Annotated in this window: 14 protein-coding genes and 1 pseudogene; 12 read left to right on the top strand and 3 right to left on the bottom strand. The window is 71.9% G+C overall.

Annotation, left to right across the window (positions count from 1 at the left end):
• Window positions 1-15 precede the first annotated feature (15 nt).
• The 6 genes from ACGFIG_RS07590 (at window position 16) to ACGFIG_RS07565 (ending at window position 4,628) form a co-directional block, all read left to right on the top strand.
• Complete coding sequence (locus ACGFIG_RS07590; protein ID WP_393000271.1) at window positions 16-1,041, top strand: hemolysin family protein; 1,026 nt, start codon at window positions 16-18, stop codon at window positions 1,039-1,041.
• Between the two features lie 33 nt (window positions 1,042-1,074).
• Window positions 1,075-2,100, top strand: coding sequence for a tryptophan--tRNA ligase (trpS, locus tag ACGFIG_RS07585; protein ID WP_393000269.1), 1,026 nt, complete (start codon window positions 1,075-1,077; stop codon window positions 2,098-2,100).
• A 47-nt stretch (window positions 2,101-2,147) separates the two neighbouring features.
• Window positions 2,148-2,705, top strand: coding sequence for a 2'-5' RNA ligase family protein (locus tag ACGFIG_RS07580; RefSeq protein ID WP_393000267.1), 558 nt, complete (start codon window positions 2,148-2,150; stop codon window positions 2,703-2,705).
• A gap of 11 nt (window positions 2,706-2,716) precedes the next feature.
• The gene (locus ACGFIG_RS07575; protein WP_393000265.1) at window positions 2,717-3,640 is read left to right on the top strand and encodes a YihY/virulence factor BrkB family protein; all 924 of its coding nucleotides are present in this window, start codon (window positions 2,717-2,719) and stop codon (window positions 3,638-3,640) included.
• The gene (locus ACGFIG_RS07570; protein WP_393000263.1) at window positions 3,637-4,023 is read left to right on the top strand and encodes a GntR family transcriptional regulator; all 387 of its coding nucleotides are present in this window, start codon (window positions 3,637-3,639) and stop codon (window positions 4,021-4,023) included. Before ACGFIG_RS07575 ends, ACGFIG_RS07570 begins: the two co-directional genes overlap by 4 nt.
• A gap of 161 nt (window positions 4,024-4,184) precedes the next feature.
• Window positions 4,185-4,628 carry a hypothetical protein gene (locus ACGFIG_RS07565; RefSeq protein WP_393000260.1) on the top strand — a complete coding sequence of 148 codons (444 nt, stop codon included), beginning with the start codon at window positions 4,185-4,187 and terminating at the stop codon, window positions 4,626-4,628.
• Window positions 4,629-4,650: 22 nt separating this feature from the next.
• Here the strand turns inward: ACGFIG_RS07565 and ACGFIG_RS07560 are convergent.
• From ACGFIG_RS07560 to ACGFIG_RS07550, 3 genes and pseudogenes are all read right to left on the bottom strand, one after another.
• Window positions 4,651-4,746, bottom strand: a pseudogene (locus tag ACGFIG_RS07560) (hypothetical protein); the annotation flags it as partial.
• Window positions 4,747-4,849: 103 nt separating this feature from the next.
• Window positions 4,850-6,484, bottom strand: a complete 1,635-nt coding sequence (locus ACGFIG_RS07555; RefSeq protein ID WP_393000258.1) for a glycoside hydrolase family 13 protein — start codon at window positions 6,482-6,484, stop codon at window positions 4,850-4,852.
• 187 nt (window positions 6,485-6,671) lie between these two features.
• Window positions 6,672-7,760, bottom strand: a complete 1,089-nt coding sequence (locus tag ACGFIG_RS07550) for a LacI family DNA-binding transcriptional regulator (RefSeq protein ID WP_393000256.1) — start codon at window positions 7,758-7,760, stop codon at window positions 6,672-6,674.
• Between the two features lie 202 nt (window positions 7,761-7,962).
• On the opposite strand from ACGFIG_RS07550, the gene ACGFIG_RS07545 reads away from it, so the two are divergent.
• The 6 genes from ACGFIG_RS07545 to ACGFIG_RS07520 all read left to right on the top strand — a co-directional run bounded on the left by ACGFIG_RS07545 (window position 7,963) and on the right by ACGFIG_RS07520 (window position 15,459).
• Window positions 7,963-9,216 carry an extracellular solute-binding protein gene (locus ACGFIG_RS07545; protein WP_393000254.1) on the top strand — a complete coding sequence of 418 codons (1,254 nt, stop codon included), beginning with the start codon at window positions 7,963-7,965 and terminating at the stop codon, window positions 9,214-9,216.
• Window positions 9,216-10,856, top strand: a complete 1,641-nt coding sequence (locus tag ACGFIG_RS07540) for an ABC transporter permease subunit (protein ID WP_393000252.1) — start codon at window positions 9,216-9,218, stop codon at window positions 10,854-10,856. The genes ACGFIG_RS07545 and ACGFIG_RS07540 overlap by 1 nt, the downstream gene beginning before the upstream one ends.
• A gap of 5 nt (window positions 10,857-10,861) precedes the next feature.
• The gene (locus ACGFIG_RS07535) at window positions 10,862-11,779 is read left to right on the top strand and encodes a sugar ABC transporter permease (RefSeq protein ID WP_393001367.1); all 918 of its coding nucleotides are present in this window, start codon (window positions 10,862-10,864) and stop codon (window positions 11,777-11,779) included.
• A gap of 131 nt (window positions 11,780-11,910) precedes the next feature.
• Entirely contained in the window at window positions 11,911-13,722 is a 1,812-nt protein-coding gene (locus ACGFIG_RS07530) for a glycoside hydrolase family 13 protein (protein ID WP_393000250.1), read from the top strand.
• Window positions 13,723-13,775: 53 nt separating this feature from the next.
• Complete coding sequence (locus tag ACGFIG_RS07525) at window positions 13,776-14,117, top strand: hypothetical protein (protein ID WP_393000248.1); 342 nt, start codon at window positions 13,776-13,778, stop codon at window positions 14,115-14,117.
• 277 nt (window positions 14,118-14,394) lie between these two features.
• A complete protein-coding gene (locus tag ACGFIG_RS07520; RefSeq protein WP_393001365.1) occupies window positions 14,395-15,459 on the top strand; it encodes a BMP family protein in 1,065 nt (354 codons plus the stop codon).
• Window positions 15,460-15,542: the final 83 nt, after the last annotated feature.

Raw genomic sequence — 15,542 nt, 5'->3', positions numbered from 1 at the left:
TCTACCATCGATGTCATGCGGGAAGCGGGTGCTCCCGGGCAGCGGCGACGCGCCCCGAGCCGGCCACGCCGCGAACCGGGGCCGCTGCCCCGGGCCGTCGCCCGGATGGTGGTGCGCGCCGCCGACGCCGCCACCCGGGCGGTGACGGCCCTGCTCGGCGCCAGCCCGGCGGCCGGCCGGGAGCGGATCAGCGAGGCGGAGCTGCGCGACCTGGTCGCCGCCAACACGCTGCTGGACCCGGTCGAGCGCCGGATCATCGACGAGGTGCTCGTCGCGGGCGCGAGCCTGATCCGGGAGGTGATGATGCCGCGCACCGAGGTCGTCTTCCTCTCCGCCCGGCTCACCATCGCCGAGGCGGAGCGGCTGGTCCGGGCCGAGACCCACACGCGCTACCCGGTGGTGGACGGGACCCACGACGACGTGGTCGGCTTCGTGCACCTGCGCGACGTGCTGCTCCGCCCCGACCTCGACCCCTGCACCACCGTCGGTGAGCTGACCCGGGAGGTGAAGCGGCTGCCCGGCAGCAAACGGGTGCTCGCCGCGCTCAGCGAGATGCGCCGGGAGCGCCACCACCTGGCCGTGGTCGTCGACGAGTACGGCGGCACCGCCGGCATCGTCACCCTGGAGGACCTCATCGAGGAACTGATCGGGGAGATCCACGACGAGTACGACACCGACCCCGACCTGGTGCACGCGGGCCTGCCCGCCGTGGTGGACGGCCGGCTCAACCTCGCCGACTTCGCCGAGCACACCGGGGTCCGCCTGCCGCCCGGCCCGTACGAGACGGTCGGCGGTTTCGTGATGGCCGCGCTGGGCCGGCTGCCGGTCGCCGGCGACGAGGTGGCGGTGACCCCCGGCCCGCCCGGCGACGGCGGCGCGGAACCCGACGACCCGGCCGGCGGCTGGCTGCTGCGGGTGCTCACGATCGAGGGGCGACGGGTGGCCCGGCTCACGGTCTCCGCCGTACGCCTGCCGGAGCCGCGACGCGAGGTCGCCGCCCCGTCGCCGGTCGGGCGGAGCCGACCCGCCGGCCCGTCATGACGCGCACCGGGTCTTGCTGACAGAATTGCCGCCATGCCCGACGTTCCCGCCCGCCCCCGCGTCTTCTCCGGCATCCAGCCGACGGCCGACTCGTTCCACCTCGGCAACTACCTGGGCGCCGTGCGGCACTGGGTGGCGTTGCAGGACACCCACGACGCCTACTACTGCGTCGTCGACCTGCACGCGATCACCGCCGGGCACGACCCGAAGACGCTCATGCAGCGCTCCCGGATGGCCGCCGCCCAGCTCTTCGCCGTCGGCCTCGACCCGGAGCGCAGCACGCTCTTCGTGCAGTCGCAGGTGCCCGAGCACTCGCAGCTCGCCTGGGTGCTGGGCTGCATCACCGGGTTCGGTGAGGCGAGCCGGATGACGCAGTTCAAGGACAAGTCGCAGAAGCAGGGCGGCGAGCGGGCGAGCGTCGGCCTGTTCACCTACCCGATCCTGCAGGCCGCCGACATCCTGCTCTACCAGGCGAACGCCGTGCCGGTGGGCGAGGACCAGCGCCAGCACCTGGAGCTCTCCCGCGACCTGGCCCAGCGGTTCAACTCGCTGTTCGGGCAGACCCTGACGGTGCCCGCGCCGCACATCGTCAAGGACACCGCGAAGATCACCGACCTGCAGGACCCGACGGCGAAGATGTCGAAGTCGTCCTCGTCGCCGGCCGGCATCATCAACCTGCTGGAGGATCCGGCCCGCTCGGCCAAGAAGATCCGCTCCGCGGTCACGGACACCGGGCGGGAGATCGTCTTCGACACCGAGACCAAGCCCGGCATCTCCAACCTGCTGACGATCTACTCCGCGCTGAGCGGGCGGAGCGTCGACGACCTGGTCGCCGCGTACGCCGGCAAGGGCTACGGCGACCTGAAGAAGGACCTCGGCGAGGTGGTGCGGGAGTTCGTCGGCCCGATCCAGGAACGCACCCGGGCCTACCTCGACGATCCGGCACAGCTGGACAAGCTGCTCGCCGCCGGCGCGGAGAAGGCCCGCGTGCTCGCCGGCGCGACGCTGCGCACCGTGTACGAGCGGGTGGGCTTCTTCCCGCCGGTGCGCGGCGAGTAGCGCCCCGGCACGGCGGGTGAAGGGCGGACGGGTCGGTGGCCGGAGGGATGACGCACAGCGTGGATCGCAGGGACGGGGCGCCGGACGCCGGTGACACCATCGAGATCGGCATCGCGGTGGACATCCCCGAGCCGTGGGGCGGGATGCTCACCCGGCGGCGGGTCGAGGCCGGCGACCCGAGGGCCGTGCCCGCGCACGTGACCCTGCTCGGGCCGACCGAGATCCCGGTGGCGGCGCTGCCGGCCGTGGAACGGCACCTGGACGCGGTCGCCGCCGCCCACCTGCCGTTCACCCTGCACCTGCGGGGCACCGGCACGTTCCGGCCGGTGACCCAGGTCGTCTTCGTGGCGGTGGCCGCCGGGATCAGCGAGTGCGAGCTGCTCGCCGCCGCGATCCAGGCCGCCCCCGAACTGCGCCGCGAGACGCGTTTCCCGTACCACCCGCACGTCACGGTCGCCCAGGACGTCGCGCCGGAGGCGCTGGACCGGGCGTACGAGGACCTGGCGGACTTCTCGGCGCTGTTCGAGGTGGAGGCGTTCACCCTCTTCTCGCACAGCGGACAGACCCGGTTGCAGCCGCGCCGGGACTTCCGGCTGGGCGGCTGAGCGGTCCCGGCGTGAACGTGCTGGGCCGTGTCGAGGCGGGAATCGAGAGCCGGATCAGCGCCGCCCGCCGCCGGTGGGGCGCGGCCGACCACCTGTGGCGGGCCGGCGTGCTCTACACCGACGTGCTGGGTGGGCGGCTGGCCGCCGCGATCGCCTACTACGGCTTCTTCGCGGTGTTCGCGCTGGCGCTGGTCGGGTACTCGATCTTCGGGGCCATCCTGGAGGACAACGACGAGGTCAGCGCGGCCGCTGCGGACTTCCTCCGGGAGAACCTGCCGTTCCTCGACCCGGTGCAGATCGCCGACAGCAGCGGCACGGTCGGGGTGGTCGGTCTGATCATCCTGGCGTTCACCGGGATCGGCTGGGTGGAGGCCATCCGCTCCTCCCAGCGGCTCATGTACGGGCTCAACCAGCAGCCCGGCAACCTGGTGGTCCGCCGCCTGGTCGACCTCGGCGTACTGGTGGCCATCTTCGTGCTGCTCGGCGTCTCGGTGGCGGCGGTGGACGCCCTGGAGTCGCTGCTGCGCTTCCTGCTGCGCAGCACCGGCTCGGTCGGCCTGACCACGATCAGCGCGGTGCTCAGCGTGCTGGTCAACGCGGTGCTGGCCACCCTGCTGCTGGTGGCGGTGCCGAGGTTGCGGATGAGCCGGTCCCGGCTGCGCCCGGTGGTACTGCTGGTCGCGGTCGGCATCACGCTGCTGAACACCGTCGGGCGCTTCTACGTGGTGCGCACCGAGCGGAACCCGGCGTACACGGTGGTGGCGGGCGCCGTGGGGCTGCTGCTCTACCTCTACCTGCTCAACCAGTTGGTGCTCTTCGGCGCGGCACTGGCCGCGACCAGCCCGCGCGGCCGGGTGGTGGACCTGGCGGAGGGCCCGGCGCCGGCCGACCTGGACGCGGACACGGACCCCGGCACTCCGGGCGGGGCCGGATGAGCGGGGGAGCGGGCGTACGCGTCTCGGTCGACCCGGATTCGGCGGTCCCGCCGTACGAGCAGGTGCGTGGGCAGCTCGCGGCGCAGATCGGGACGGGCCGGTTGGCGGTGGGCACCCGGCTGCCGACCGTCCGACAGTTCGCGGCCGACCTCGGGCTGGCGGTCAACACGGTGGCCCGGGCCTACCGGGAGCTGGAGGCGGCCGGTCTGCTGGAGACCCGGGGCCGGCACGGCACCTTCGTCGCACCCGGCCGCGATGATGCGACGGACCGGTTGCAGCGGATGGCGGCCGACTACGCCGCCGAGGCCGCCGGGCTGGGAGTGCCGCCGTCGGCGGCGCTCGCCCTGGTCCGCGCGGCGCTGGACGCGGCGCGACCGGCCTGACGGCGCCCCGTGCCACCTGCCCGTGCGGGTGTCGACCAGCGGAGGCCGGTTCGGCGTGGGCACGGCGACCGGCCTGACGGAGCCCGTGCCGACGTGTGCGCGGGAGGGGGAATGGCGGGAATGGCTTCCCGGGCGTCCGGCGCCGTGGACATGATGGGCGCGTGGGCGCACTCGTGACACTGGACCTGCCGGACGACTCGCCGATGCTCGGCCTGCCGTGGATCATCACCTTCGGCCCGCTCGGCGACGCCGACGAGTGGGAGCCGGTGGTGTGCGGCCCCTACGAGCGGCCGCACGCCCTCGCGCTCGCCGAGGCGATCGTGGCCGAGGAACAGCTGATGGCGGTGGTCGAGCCGCTGTTGCCGGCGGTCTCGGCCGAGGAGATCCGGGGCGAGATCGCCGCGGCGCAGATCGCCGCCGAGGACGAGGCGGCACAGATCGAGGGGGCCGACCTCTACGGCGACTTCGAGGACACCATCGACGACGAACTGGAGGCGGCGGCCGAGGAGGCCGACCACGCGGAGCCGGTCGCCCCGCCCACCGAGGCCGAGCTGCGGGCCGGCTTCCGCCGCATCGCCGCGAAGCTGACCGGAGAGCCGGCCTGAGCCGGCGGCCCCCGGCGACGGCTCAGGGGCGGACCGGGGGCCGGTGCAGGACGCAGAACTCGTTGCCCTCCGGGTCGGCGAGCACGTCGAGGACGCCGGCGCCACCGGAGCGGACTCCGGAGGCGCCGGCGCCACCTCACCCCCCACCACAAGGGGTCGTTGCCCAGTCGCCCGTCGGCACGGGGCACAACGGACGACCAGGTCGATGACGGGTTACCCGCTCAGCGCCGTTCGAACCAGGCTGCCGCGTCGACTCCGAGCAGATGGCCGGAGCCCTGCCCGGTGAGCGGCTCGCTGGCGGCGATCGGCGTGCCGTACCCGTCGATCAGGGCCGGGGCACCGCTGATGTTGACCACGCAGGTCAGCACGGTGTCGCCGGCGGCGCGGCTGAAGGCGAGCACGCCCGGCCCGGCCTCCAACCAGGTGACTCCGCCCGCGTCGGCGGCCAGCGCCGGGTGCTCCCGGCGGATCCGCAGCGCGGTGCGGTAGAGCTCCAGCGTCGAGCCGGGCACGCCGGTCTGGGCGGCGACCGAGAGGTCCCGCCAGGTCGCCGGCGCCGGCAGCCAGCTCAGTTCGCTGCCGGCCGGCCCGAAGCCGTACGGGGCCAGCTCGCCGCTCCACGGGATCGGTACGCGGCAACCGTCCCGGCTCTCGCCGGTGCGCAGGAACGCCGGATCCTGGCGCAGCTCGTCCGGCAGGTCGAGCACCTCCGGCAGGCCCAGCTCCTCGCCCTGGTAGAGGTAGGCGCACCCGGGCAGGGCCAGCATCAGCAGGCTGGCCGCGCGCGCCCGGCGCAGGCCCTCGGCGCCGTCGCCGTAGCGGGTGACGTGCCGCTTCTTGTCGTGGTTGGAGAGCACCCAGGTGGTGGGGGCGCCGACGATGGTCGCCTCGGCCAGGGCGGTGTCGATGACCTTGCGGAACGAGTCGGCCGACCAGGTCGCGTCGAGGAAGTCGAAGCTGAACGCCTGGTGCAGCTCGTCCGGGCCGATGTAGCGGGCGAGGCGCTCCGGGGTCTCGGCCCACGCCTCGGCGACCGCCATCCGGCCGCCCGGGTAGCTGTCCAGGATCGGCCGCCAGGCGCGGTAGATCTCGTGCACCTCGTCCTGGTCGAAGTAGGGGAGCCGGCCCTTGCCGAGCAGCTCCGCCTGGCGCTGACCGGTGGTCATCGAGTTGAACCCGACGTCCGGCAGCCCTTCGGCCTTGATCATGCCGTGCGCCACGTCGATCCGGAAGCCGTCCACGCCCCGGTCGAGCCAGAAGCGCAGGACGCCCTCGAACTCGGCGCGCACCTCCGGGTGCCGCCAGTTCAGGTCCGGCTGGGCCGGGTCGAACAGGTGCAGGTACCACTGGCCGTCGTCGATCCGCGTCCAGGCGGGGCCGCCGAAGATGCTCTCCCAGTCGTTCGGGGGCAGTTCGCCGTTCTCGCCCCTGCCCTCGGCGAAGAGGTAGCGCGCGCGCTCGGGGGAGCCGGGCCCGGCGGTCAGCGCCGCCTGGAACCACGGGTGCGCGCTGGAGGTGTGGTTGGGCACCAGGTCGACGATGATCCGCAGGCCGAGGGCGTGCGCGTCGGTGATCATGTGGTCGAAGTCCGCGAGGGTGCCGAACATCGGGTCGACGTCGCGGTAGTCGGCGACGTCGTAGCCGCCGTCGATCATCGGGGAGGTGTAGAAGGGGGTCAGCCAGAGCGCGTCCACGCCGAGGTCACGCAGGTACGGCAGGCGCTCGCGGATGCCCTGGAGGTCGCCGACGCCGTCGCCGTTCGAGTCGGCGAAGCTGCGTACGTAGACCTGGTAGACGACCGCGGAGCGCCACCAGTCGTCGTCGGAGGTCAGCGGCGAGGGGTTGCTGACGGTCATCGGTGGCGTTCCCCGTTTCTGTGGCGCGGGAGGGCGGCACCCGGCGTGACGCGGGGTGCGGAGTGGTGTCTGAGCAGAATGCCGCTCGCTACTGCAAGAGTCAAGCAGTTCTTGCGCAAGAAATGGCATCGGCCGGGCGGCGAACTGACGGCCCTCGCCCGCCTGTTTCACGGGGAAGGGTGAGCGGTCAGGCCGGGACGACGAGCGCGGACGGGGTGGGGCGCTGCCGGGTGGCGCCGCCCGGGGCCGGCGGCGCGGCGGCGGTGGGGGCGACCGCGGTGGAGCCGCGCACCACCAGCTCCGGGCGGAACACGTACTCCGAGTGCGGGGCGGCGTGCCCGTTGATCTCGTCGACCAGGGCCCGGACGGCGGCGACCGCCATCGCGGCGACCGGCTGGCGCATGGTGGTCAGCGGTGGGTCGGTGAAGGCCATCAGCGGGGAGTCGTCGTAGCCGACCACCGACAGCTCGCCCGGGACGGACATGCCGCGCTGCCGGGCGGCCCGGATCGCGCCGAGCGCCATCAGGTCGGAGCCGCAGACGATGCCGGTGACGCCGCGCTCCAGCAGCCGGGCGGCGGCGGCCTCGCCACCCTCCACACCGAACAGGGAGAGCTCGGCCAGCTCGTCGAGGCCGCCCTCGCTGACGCCGAGCAGCCGGCCCGTGGCGGCCCGGAAGCCGGCCACCCGGCGCTGCACCGGCACGAACCGGTCGGGGCCGGTGATCAGGCCGATGCGACGGTGCCCGAGCGCCACGAGATGGGCCACGGCCAGCTCGGTGGCCTCGCCGTCGTCGCAGGAGACGAAGGGCGCGGGGATGCCGGGCGCGTACCCGTTGATCATCACGACGGGCAGCGGGCGGGCGATCAGGGCCCGGTAGCGGTCGTGGTTGGCGGCCGTGTCGGCGTGCAGGCCGGAGACGAAGACGATCCCGGAGACCTGCCGGTCCAGCAGCATCTCGACGTACTCGTCCTCGGTGACCCCGCCGGGGGTCTGGGTGCAGAGCACGGGGGTGAACCCGCTCTGCGCCAGGGTCGACTCGATCACCTGGGCGAAGGCGGGGAAGATCGGGTTGTCGAGCTCGGGCACCACCAGGCCCACGAGCCCGGCGCTGCGCTTGCGCAGCCGGGCCGGGCGCTCGTAGCCGAGCACGTCGAGGGCGGTGAGTACGGCCTGCCGGGTCTCGGGCGCCACTCCCGGGCGGTCGTTGAGCACCCGCGACACCGTGGCCTCGCTGACTTCGGCCTGTTGGGCGATGTCGGACAGTCGAGCGCGCATGGGCGCACTTTAGCTCACGGGCAACTTCTTGCGTACACTTCTGCAAGCCCTTCCATTCTCTGAAACCTCTTGCTAACGTCCCCGCAACACGCGAGAGCAGCGGCGCAGCACGCCGGGCGCCGGTTGGCAAGAAATTTTCGAGAGGTTTCCACTGGCGGGAACGCCCTTCCCCCGGCGTGCCGCCATGACGACAGGAGTACCGATGCGCATCCGTACCGCGGGTGTGGTCGCCGTCCTCGGCCTGGCGCTCGCCGCCTCGGGCTGCGGCAGCGACAGCAGCGACGAACCGGCCGCGAAGGAATCCACCAAGGCCGCCACCGGTGGCAAGCTGGTGATCTGGGCCGACGACAAGCGCACCGCCGCCCTCAAGCCGTTCGCCGAGAAGTTCGGCCAGGAGAACGGCGTCACGGTCGAGGTCCAGGCCGTCTCCAAGGACCTCCAGACCAACTTCGTCACCGCCTCGCAGCAGGGCAGCGGCCCGGACGTCGTCGTCGGCGCGCACGACTGGATCGGCAACCTCGTCCAGAACGGCGCCATCGACCCCGTGCAGCTCGCCGCCGAGCAGAAGAGCGGCTTCAACGAGACCGCGGTCAAGGCCGTCACGTTCAACGGTCAGATCTACGGCGTGCCCTACGCCATGGAGAACCTGGCGCTGATCCGGAACACCGAGCTGGCCCCCGAGGCGCCGAAGACCATCGAGGACCTCGTGGCCGCCGGCAAGAAGCTCAAGGCCGAGAAGAAGGCCAGCGAGATCCTCTGCCTCCAGTCCGGCCAGAACGGCGACGCCTACCACATCTACCCGCTCTACACCTCCGCCGGCGGGTACCTCTTCGGCACGGCCCCCAACGGCGACTACGACCCGAAGGACCTGGGCGTGGGCAAGCCCGAGTCGATCGCGGCCTTCCAGAAGATCGCCAAGCTCGGTGAGAAGGGCGACGGCGCGCTGAAGCGCTCGATCACCGGCGAGAACTCGATCGCCACGTTCACCGGCAAGAAGTGCGCCTACCTGGTCTCCGGCCCGTGGGCCATCGCGGACGCCAAGAAGGCCAACATCTCCTACGACATCTCCCCGGTCCCCGGCTTCGCCGGTGGCAAGGAGGCCCAGCCGTTCGTGGGCGTGCAGGCGTTCTACGTGGCCTCCAAGGGCAAGAACAAGGCCCTGGCCCAGGAGTTCGTGGCCAACCACGTCACCACCACCGACCTGGCCGTGGCGCTCTACAACGCCGAGCCCCGCCCGCCGGCGCTGACCGCCGCGCTCGACCAGGTCAAGGGCACCGACCCGGACCTGGCCAAGTTCCAGGAGGCCGGCAAGAACGGGCAGGTGCTCCCGGCGATCCCGGCCATGGCCACCATCTGGGACCCGTTCGGCAAGGCCGAGGCCGCCATCATCGGCGGCGCCGACCCGGCCAAGACGATCACCGCGGCCGGCAAGACGATCTCCGCCCAGATCAAGTAATGAGCACGTCGCTGTCCGGCCCGGGGGCTGCCACCCAGCCCCCGGGCCGGGAGCCCGTCGATCCCGGGCTCCCGGGCAAGCCCCGCGCCGCGCGGCACCACGCGCCGATCACCGTGACGGGTCTGCTCGTCAAGGTGCTCCTGCTCGGCCTGACCGCCGGGATCGCGGTCTGGGCGGCCTTCCCGCTCATCGAGGCCGAGAAGTGGGCCGGGCTGGCCCTGCTGACCGCCACCACCGCCGGGCTCTTCTACCTCTACCTGACCCGCCGGCACGTCCCGGCGAAGTACCTGGTCCCCGGCACGCTCTTCCTGATCGCGTTCCAGATCGTCCCGGTGCTCTACACGGCGAGCACCGCCTTCACGAACTTCGGCGACGGCCACCGGGGCACCAAGGAGGACGCCGTCGTCGCCATCCAGACCGCCTCGGTCAAGCAGGTGCCCGGCTCCACCGAGTACGCCCTCTCCGTCGCCACCCAGGGCGACCCGGCGACCGGACCGCTCGTCTTCCTGGTCAGCGACCCGGGCACCGGCACCGTCTCGGCCGGCGACGCCGCCGGGCTGCGCCAGCTCGACCCGGCCGGCGTCACCGTGGCCCCGGGCGGCAAGGTCACCGCCGCCGACGGCTACACGGTGCTCAACTTCGGCCAGGCCAGCGCCCGCAGCCAGGAGATCACCGACCTGGTCGTGCCGACGTCCGGGGGCGCGCTGCGCTCCGCCGGCCTGTCCCGCGCCTACGAGGGCAAGGCGGTCCGGGCGTACGACGCCGGCTGCGACTGCGTCAGGGACACCGAGACCGGCAGGACCTGGACGGCGGACGAGGCGACCGGCGCCTTCGTGGCCGCCGACGGCGAGCGGCTGGCCCAGGGCTGGAAGGTCGCCGTCGGGCTGAAGAACTTCTCCCGGGTACTCACCGATCCGGCCATCTCGGAGCCGTTCTTCGGCACGCTGCTGTGGAACTTCGCCTTCGCCATCGGCTCCACCGGCGGCACGTTCCTCCTGGGCATGTTCATCGCCCTGGCCCTGCACTCGCCACGGATGCGCGGCACCAACTTCTACCGCATCCTGCTGATCCTGCCGTACGCCATGCCGTCCTTCGCGATGCTGCTGGTCTGGCGGGACATGTTCAACACCGACTTCGGCCTGATCAACAACCTGTTCGGGCTCGGGGTGGACTGGTTCGGCCAGGAGTGGTCGGCCCGGGCCGCGGTGATCCTGGTGCAGCTCTGGCTCGGCTACCCGTACATGTTCCTGGTCGCCACGGGCGCGCTCCAGGCCATCCCGAAGGAGTTGACCGAGGCGTCCTCGGTCGACGGCGCGTCGCCGTGGCAGTCGTTCCGGTCGGTCACCCTGCCGCTGCTGCTGGTCGCGCTCTCCCCGCTGCTGATCGCGTCGTTCGCGTACAACTTCAACAACTTCAACGCGATCTACCTGACCACCGAGGGCGGCCCCTTCCCGGCGGACAACCCGACCGCGGGGGCGACCGACCTGCTGATCACGTACACGTACCGGCTGGCCTTCGGCGCGCAGGGCGCCCAGTTCGGCCTGGCGGCGGCGGTGTCGATCTTCATCTTCACCGTCGTGGCGGTGGTGTCGGCGGTGAGCTTCCGGCGCACCCGTAAGCAGGAGGAGGTGTACTCGTGACCGCGCTGCACGGCACTCCGGTCGCGGGCGGCGCGACCGGCGCCGCCCCGGCCGCCAACCGCACCGCGGGCCGGGGCCGCAACCGGTGGTTCGCCCAGGTCGGCTGGCGGCACCTGGTGGGCGTACTGGCCGTCGCGTTCAGCCTCTTCCCGATCCTGTTCGTGCTCTCGGCGGCACTCAACCCGCTCGGCACGCTCTCCTCGACGGAGCTGGTGCCGACCGGGGCGTCGGTGGAGAACTTCACGAACCTGTTCGACCGTACGGCGTTCGGCTGGTGGTTCCTCAACTCGCTGCTCATCGCCGGGGTGGCCTCGTTCGCGTCGGTCTTCCTCTCGGCGCTGGCCGCGTACGCCTTCTCCCGGATGCGCTTCGCCGGGCGCCGGGTCGGGCTGCTCTCGCTCCTGCTGATCCAGATGTTCCCGCAGTTCCTGGCCATCGTGGCGATCTTCCTGATCTTCACGACGGTCACCGACCTGTGGCCGGCGATCGGCTTCAACACCCCGTGGGGCCTGCTGCTGCTCTACCTGGGCGGCGCGCTGGGCGTGAACACCTGGCTGATGAAGGGCTTCTTCGACACGCTCCCCCGGGAACTGGACGAGTCGGCCACCATGGACGGCGCCAGCCACGCCCAGGTCTTCTTCCGGATCATGCTGCCGCTGGTGGCGCCGATCCTGGCGGTGACCGGCCTGCTCGCCTTCATCGGCACCATCAACGAGTTCCTGATGGCGAACGTCTTCCTCACCAACAGCGAGTCGAAGACGCTCGCGGTCGGCATGTTCGGCCTGGTGGCCGGCGAGCGCAACAACAACTTCGGGATCTTCGCGGCGGGCACCCTGCTCACCGCGATCCCCACGGTGCTGGTCTTCCAGATGGTCCAGCGCTACATCGTCTCCGGCCTGACCGCCGGAGCCGTCAAGGGCTGAAACAGAGCTGCGGCAAGGGCGTCGGCGTCCGACGTACACCGGAGCAGTCACGGATCGACCGCCGCGGTCGGGGAACCGACCGCGGCGGGAGACCCCTCTCTCCCCGTCCGACCGACGCGAAAGGCACCACCATGTCCCTGTTGCCGCACCACGACGGATCCGCCCTGTACGTCCCCGAGCAGGAGCCCGCGCTCGGCGACGTCGTCGACGTCTTCGTCCGGGTGCCGGCCGGCGCCGACGTCCGGCAGGTGCACGTGCGCACCACCGGCGACGGCGAGCCCCGGTTCACCGAGGCGGTCGTCGACCGCACCGACGGCGGCGACGTCTGGTGGCGGGTCCCCGTCGAGGCCCGCAACCCGGTCAGCAACTACCGGTTCATGCTCACCGGCAGCCGTGGCCACCGCTGGCTGAACGCCGCCGGCGTGGTGCGCCACGACGTGCCCGACCACGGCGACTTCAAGCTGGTCACGTACGCCCCGCCGCCCGCCTGGGCCCGCGACGCGGTGATCTACCAGATCTTCCCCGACCGGTTCGCCCGCTCCGCCGCCGCCGTGGGCCGCGAGCTGCCGGACTGGGCCATCCCGTGCGACTGGGACACCCCCGTCATCGGGCGCGGGCCCGAGACGCCCCGGCAGTTCTACGGCGGCGACCTGGACGGTGTCGCCGAGCGGCTGGACCACCTGGACCGCCTCGGCGTGAACACCGTCTACCTGACCCCTGTCTTCCCGGCCCGCTCCAACCACCGCTACGACGCGGCCAGCTTCGACACCGTCGACCCGCTGCTCGGCGGGGACGCCGCGCTGGCCCGCCTCGCCGACGCCGTACGCGCGCGGGGCTGGCGGCTGCTCGGCGACATCACCAGCAACCACACCGGCGACGCGCACGAGTGGTTCACCCGGGCCGCCTCCGACGTGTCCGCGCCCGAGCGGGAGCTGTACTACTTCGACGAGGTGACCGGTGACTACGAGTCCTGGAACGGGGTCAGGTCGCTGCCGAAGCTGAACTGGGGCAGCGCCGAGCTGCGCCGGCGCTTCGCCACCGCCGACGACTCGCTGCTGCGCCGCTGGCTGCGCCCCCCGTACGCGCTCGACGGCTGGCGGGTGGACGTGGCGAACATGACCGGGCGGCGGGGCGCCGACGCGTACACCCACGAGGTGGCGGCGCTGCTGCGCGAGGTGGTCGCCCGGACCCGGGCCGACGCTCTGCTGATGGCCGAGCACGGCCACGACCACACGGGCGACCTGGACCGCAACGGCTGGCACGGCACCATGAACTACGTCGGCTTCACCGACCCGGTCTGGTCCTGGCTGCGCCACGGCGACCAGAGCGTGCCGAACTTCCTCGGCACCCCGGGCGGGGTGGTGCGCCGGGACGCGGACGCGGTGCTCGCCACCATGGACGCCTACCGTTCGCTGATCTCCTGGCGGTCGTACACCCACTCGTGGCAGCTGCTCGGGTCGCACGACTCCGCCCGGATCCGCACGGTGGTCGGCGACGCCGCACGGCAGGAGGTCGCCGCCGGCCTGCTCGCCACCATGCCCGGCACCCCGATGATCTTCGCGGGTGACGAGCTGGGCCTCACCGGCACCAACGGGGAGGGGTCGCGTACCCCTATGCCGTGGCACCGGCCGGAGAGCTGGGACGGCGCGACGTTCGCCGCGTACCGGGCGCTGGTCGGGCTGCGCCGCGCGGAGCCCGCGCTGCGCCACGGCGGCCTGCGGTGGCTGCACGCCGACGCCGACACGCTGGTCTTCCTGCGCGAGGCCCCGACCGGCTCGATCCTGGTGCTGGCCCGTCGCGCCGCCGGCGAGCCGCTGCGCCTGACCGGCCTGCGGGCGGCCGAGAACCTGTACGGCGGTGCCCCCGCCCTGCGGCCCGACGCCGACGGCGCCGTCACCCTCCCGGCGGACGGCCCCACCTTCCAGGCCTGGCGGGTTTCCTGACTCCTGCCCCGCCCTACTACTACGATCCGTCGTTTTGAGGGAGGATGGTGCCCGTGGAAGCTCTCAGACTGATACTTCGCTACGTTCACCTGATCGGTTTCGCCCTGCTGCTCGGCGGCGCGATCGTCCAATACATCAGCGGCAAGCTGCGGATCAACCCGGCCATGCTCTGGGGATCCGTGATCATGCTGGCTACCGGGATCGGCCTCTCCGCGCCCCTGCGCGACGGGAACGAGCCGGACCCCGCGAAACTTGTTACCAAGTTGGTGCTCGCCATACTGATCTTTGTCATGGTCTTCTTTTCCCGCAAGCGCGACGTGGTCAACCGGGGGCACTTCCTGATGATCGTCGCGTTGACCCTGGTCAACGCGGCGGTGGCCGTCTTCTGGCGGTAACGCCACCGGCGGGAGACGACGCGCGGAACCGGACGTTCCGCGACGCCTCGCTGCGCACCCACCGGCACCGAGAGTGATCTGCCCCACCTAAGGGTTACGTAGGGGTAACAGGCGCTCAACAGTCGTGCACGATTGGCGGCCGGTGGGTGGGCGCGGGCGTACGCTCCCGTCCGTAACGTGGGACGCCGGCGGCGTAGCGCAGGCCGGCTCAAAGGGCTGCCACCGTGCAGGACGCGGTGTGCAATGGGAAGGAGACGTCTTGCGCTCGATGCGTGGGATGCGGATCGCCTCCGCCTTCGCGGTGGGTGGGCTCGTGCTGGGCGCCGCCGCGTGCGGCGAGGCCCCCGAGGAGAACAACAACGCCGGCAGTGGCGACAAGAAGTACAGCGCCTGCATGGTGACCGACGTCGGCGGCATCGACGACAAGTCGTTCAACACCTCCGCCTGGAAGGGCCTGGAGGAGGCGAAGAAGGCCAACGACAACATCGACATCAAGTACGTCGCGTCGAAGGCCGAGGCGGACTACGAGGTCAACCTGACCCAGTACGTCAACCAGAAGTGCGACTTCATCCTGGCCGTCGGTGGCCTGATGGGTGACGCCACCTCCAAGATCGCCAAGGCGAACCCGAACCAGCAGTTCGGCATCGTCGACGCGAAGGTCCCGGAGACCAACGTCTACCCGATGCAGTTCGACACCGCCCAGGCCGGCTTCCTCGCCGGGTACCTGGCCGCCGGCATGACCAAGAGCGGCACGGTGGGCACCTACGGCGGCCTGCCGATCCCGCCGGTCACCATCTTCATGGACGGCTACGCCGACGGCGTCGCGCACTACAACAAGACCAAGGGCAAGTCGGTCAAGGTCGTCGGCTGGGACAAGGCCACCCAGAAGGGCTCCTTCACCAACGACTTCGTCAAGCAGGACGAGGGCAAGAAGGTCAGCGACGCGCTGGTCGCCCAGGGCGCCGACATCGTCATGCCGGTCGCCGGCGGCGCGGGCCTCGGCACCACCGGCGCGGCCAAGGCGTCGGGCGGCAAGTACAACACCATCTGGGTGGACGTCGACGGCTGCGAGAGCACCCAGGACTGCGCGGCGATCATCACGACCGTCGAGAAGAACATCCCGGACGCCGTCAAGGAGGCCGTCGTCAAGGCCGCCGGCGGCGAGAAGCTGTCGGCCACCCCGGGCTACCTCGGCAACCTGTCGAACAACGGCGTCGGGCTCGCCCCGTACCACGAGTTCGACGGCAAGGTCCCGGCCGAGCTGAAGGCCGAGGTCGACAAGCTGAAGGCGGACATCGCCGCCGGCACCGTCACCGTCACCTCCGCGGCCCAGCCGAAGTGAGGCTCCGCCGGTCACCCGCGGTGAGACGATCACCCGGATAGGCCGGCGAGCGGAAACAGCACGACAATCCGGCCGCCCCGGCG

Source organism: Micromonospora sp. NPDC049048, from assembly GCF_043197615.1.
In the GTDB taxonomy this organism is placed as follows: domain Bacteria; phylum Actinomycetota; class Actinomycetes; order Mycobacteriales; family Micromonosporaceae; genus Micromonospora.
The sequence above is the reverse complement of the archived record's forward strand: the minus strand, read 5'-3'. Positions and strand labels throughout refer to the sequence as shown.

Coding starts and splice junctions, on each gene's coding strand:
- ACGFIG_RS07590 (WP_393000271.1), top strand. CDS start 16: ATGCGGGAAGCGGGTGCTCCCGGGCAGCGGCGACGCGCCCCGAGCCGG.
- trpS (WP_393000269.1), top strand. CDS start 1,075: ATGCCCGACGTTCCCGCCCGCCCCCGCGTCTTCTCCGGCATCCAGCCG.
- ACGFIG_RS07580 (WP_393000267.1), top strand. CDS start 2,148: ATGACGCACAGCGTGGATCGCAGGGACGGGGCGCCGGACGCCGGTGAC.
- ACGFIG_RS07570 (WP_393000263.1), top strand. CDS start 3,637: ATGAGCGGGGGAGCGGGCGTACGCGTCTCGGTCGACCCGGATTCGGCG.
- ACGFIG_RS07555 (WP_393000258.1), bottom strand. CDS start 6,484: ATGACCGTCAGCAACCCCTCGCCGCTGACCTCCGACGACGACTGGTGG.
- ACGFIG_RS07550 (WP_393000256.1), bottom strand. CDS start 7,760: ATGCGCGCTCGACTGTCCGACATCGCCCAACAGGCCGAAGTCAGCGAG.
- ACGFIG_RS07545 (WP_393000254.1), top strand. CDS start 7,963: ATGCGCATCCGTACCGCGGGTGTGGTCGCCGTCCTCGGCCTGGCGCTC.
- ACGFIG_RS07540 (WP_393000252.1), top strand. CDS start 9,216: ATGAGCACGTCGCTGTCCGGCCCGGGGGCTGCCACCCAGCCCCCGGGC.
- ACGFIG_RS07530 (WP_393000250.1), top strand. CDS start 11,911: ATGTCCCTGTTGCCGCACCACGACGGATCCGCCCTGTACGTCCCCGAG.
- ACGFIG_RS07520 (WP_393001365.1), top strand. CDS start 14,395: ATGCGGATCGCCTCCGCCTTCGCGGTGGGTGGGCTCGTGCTGGGCGCC.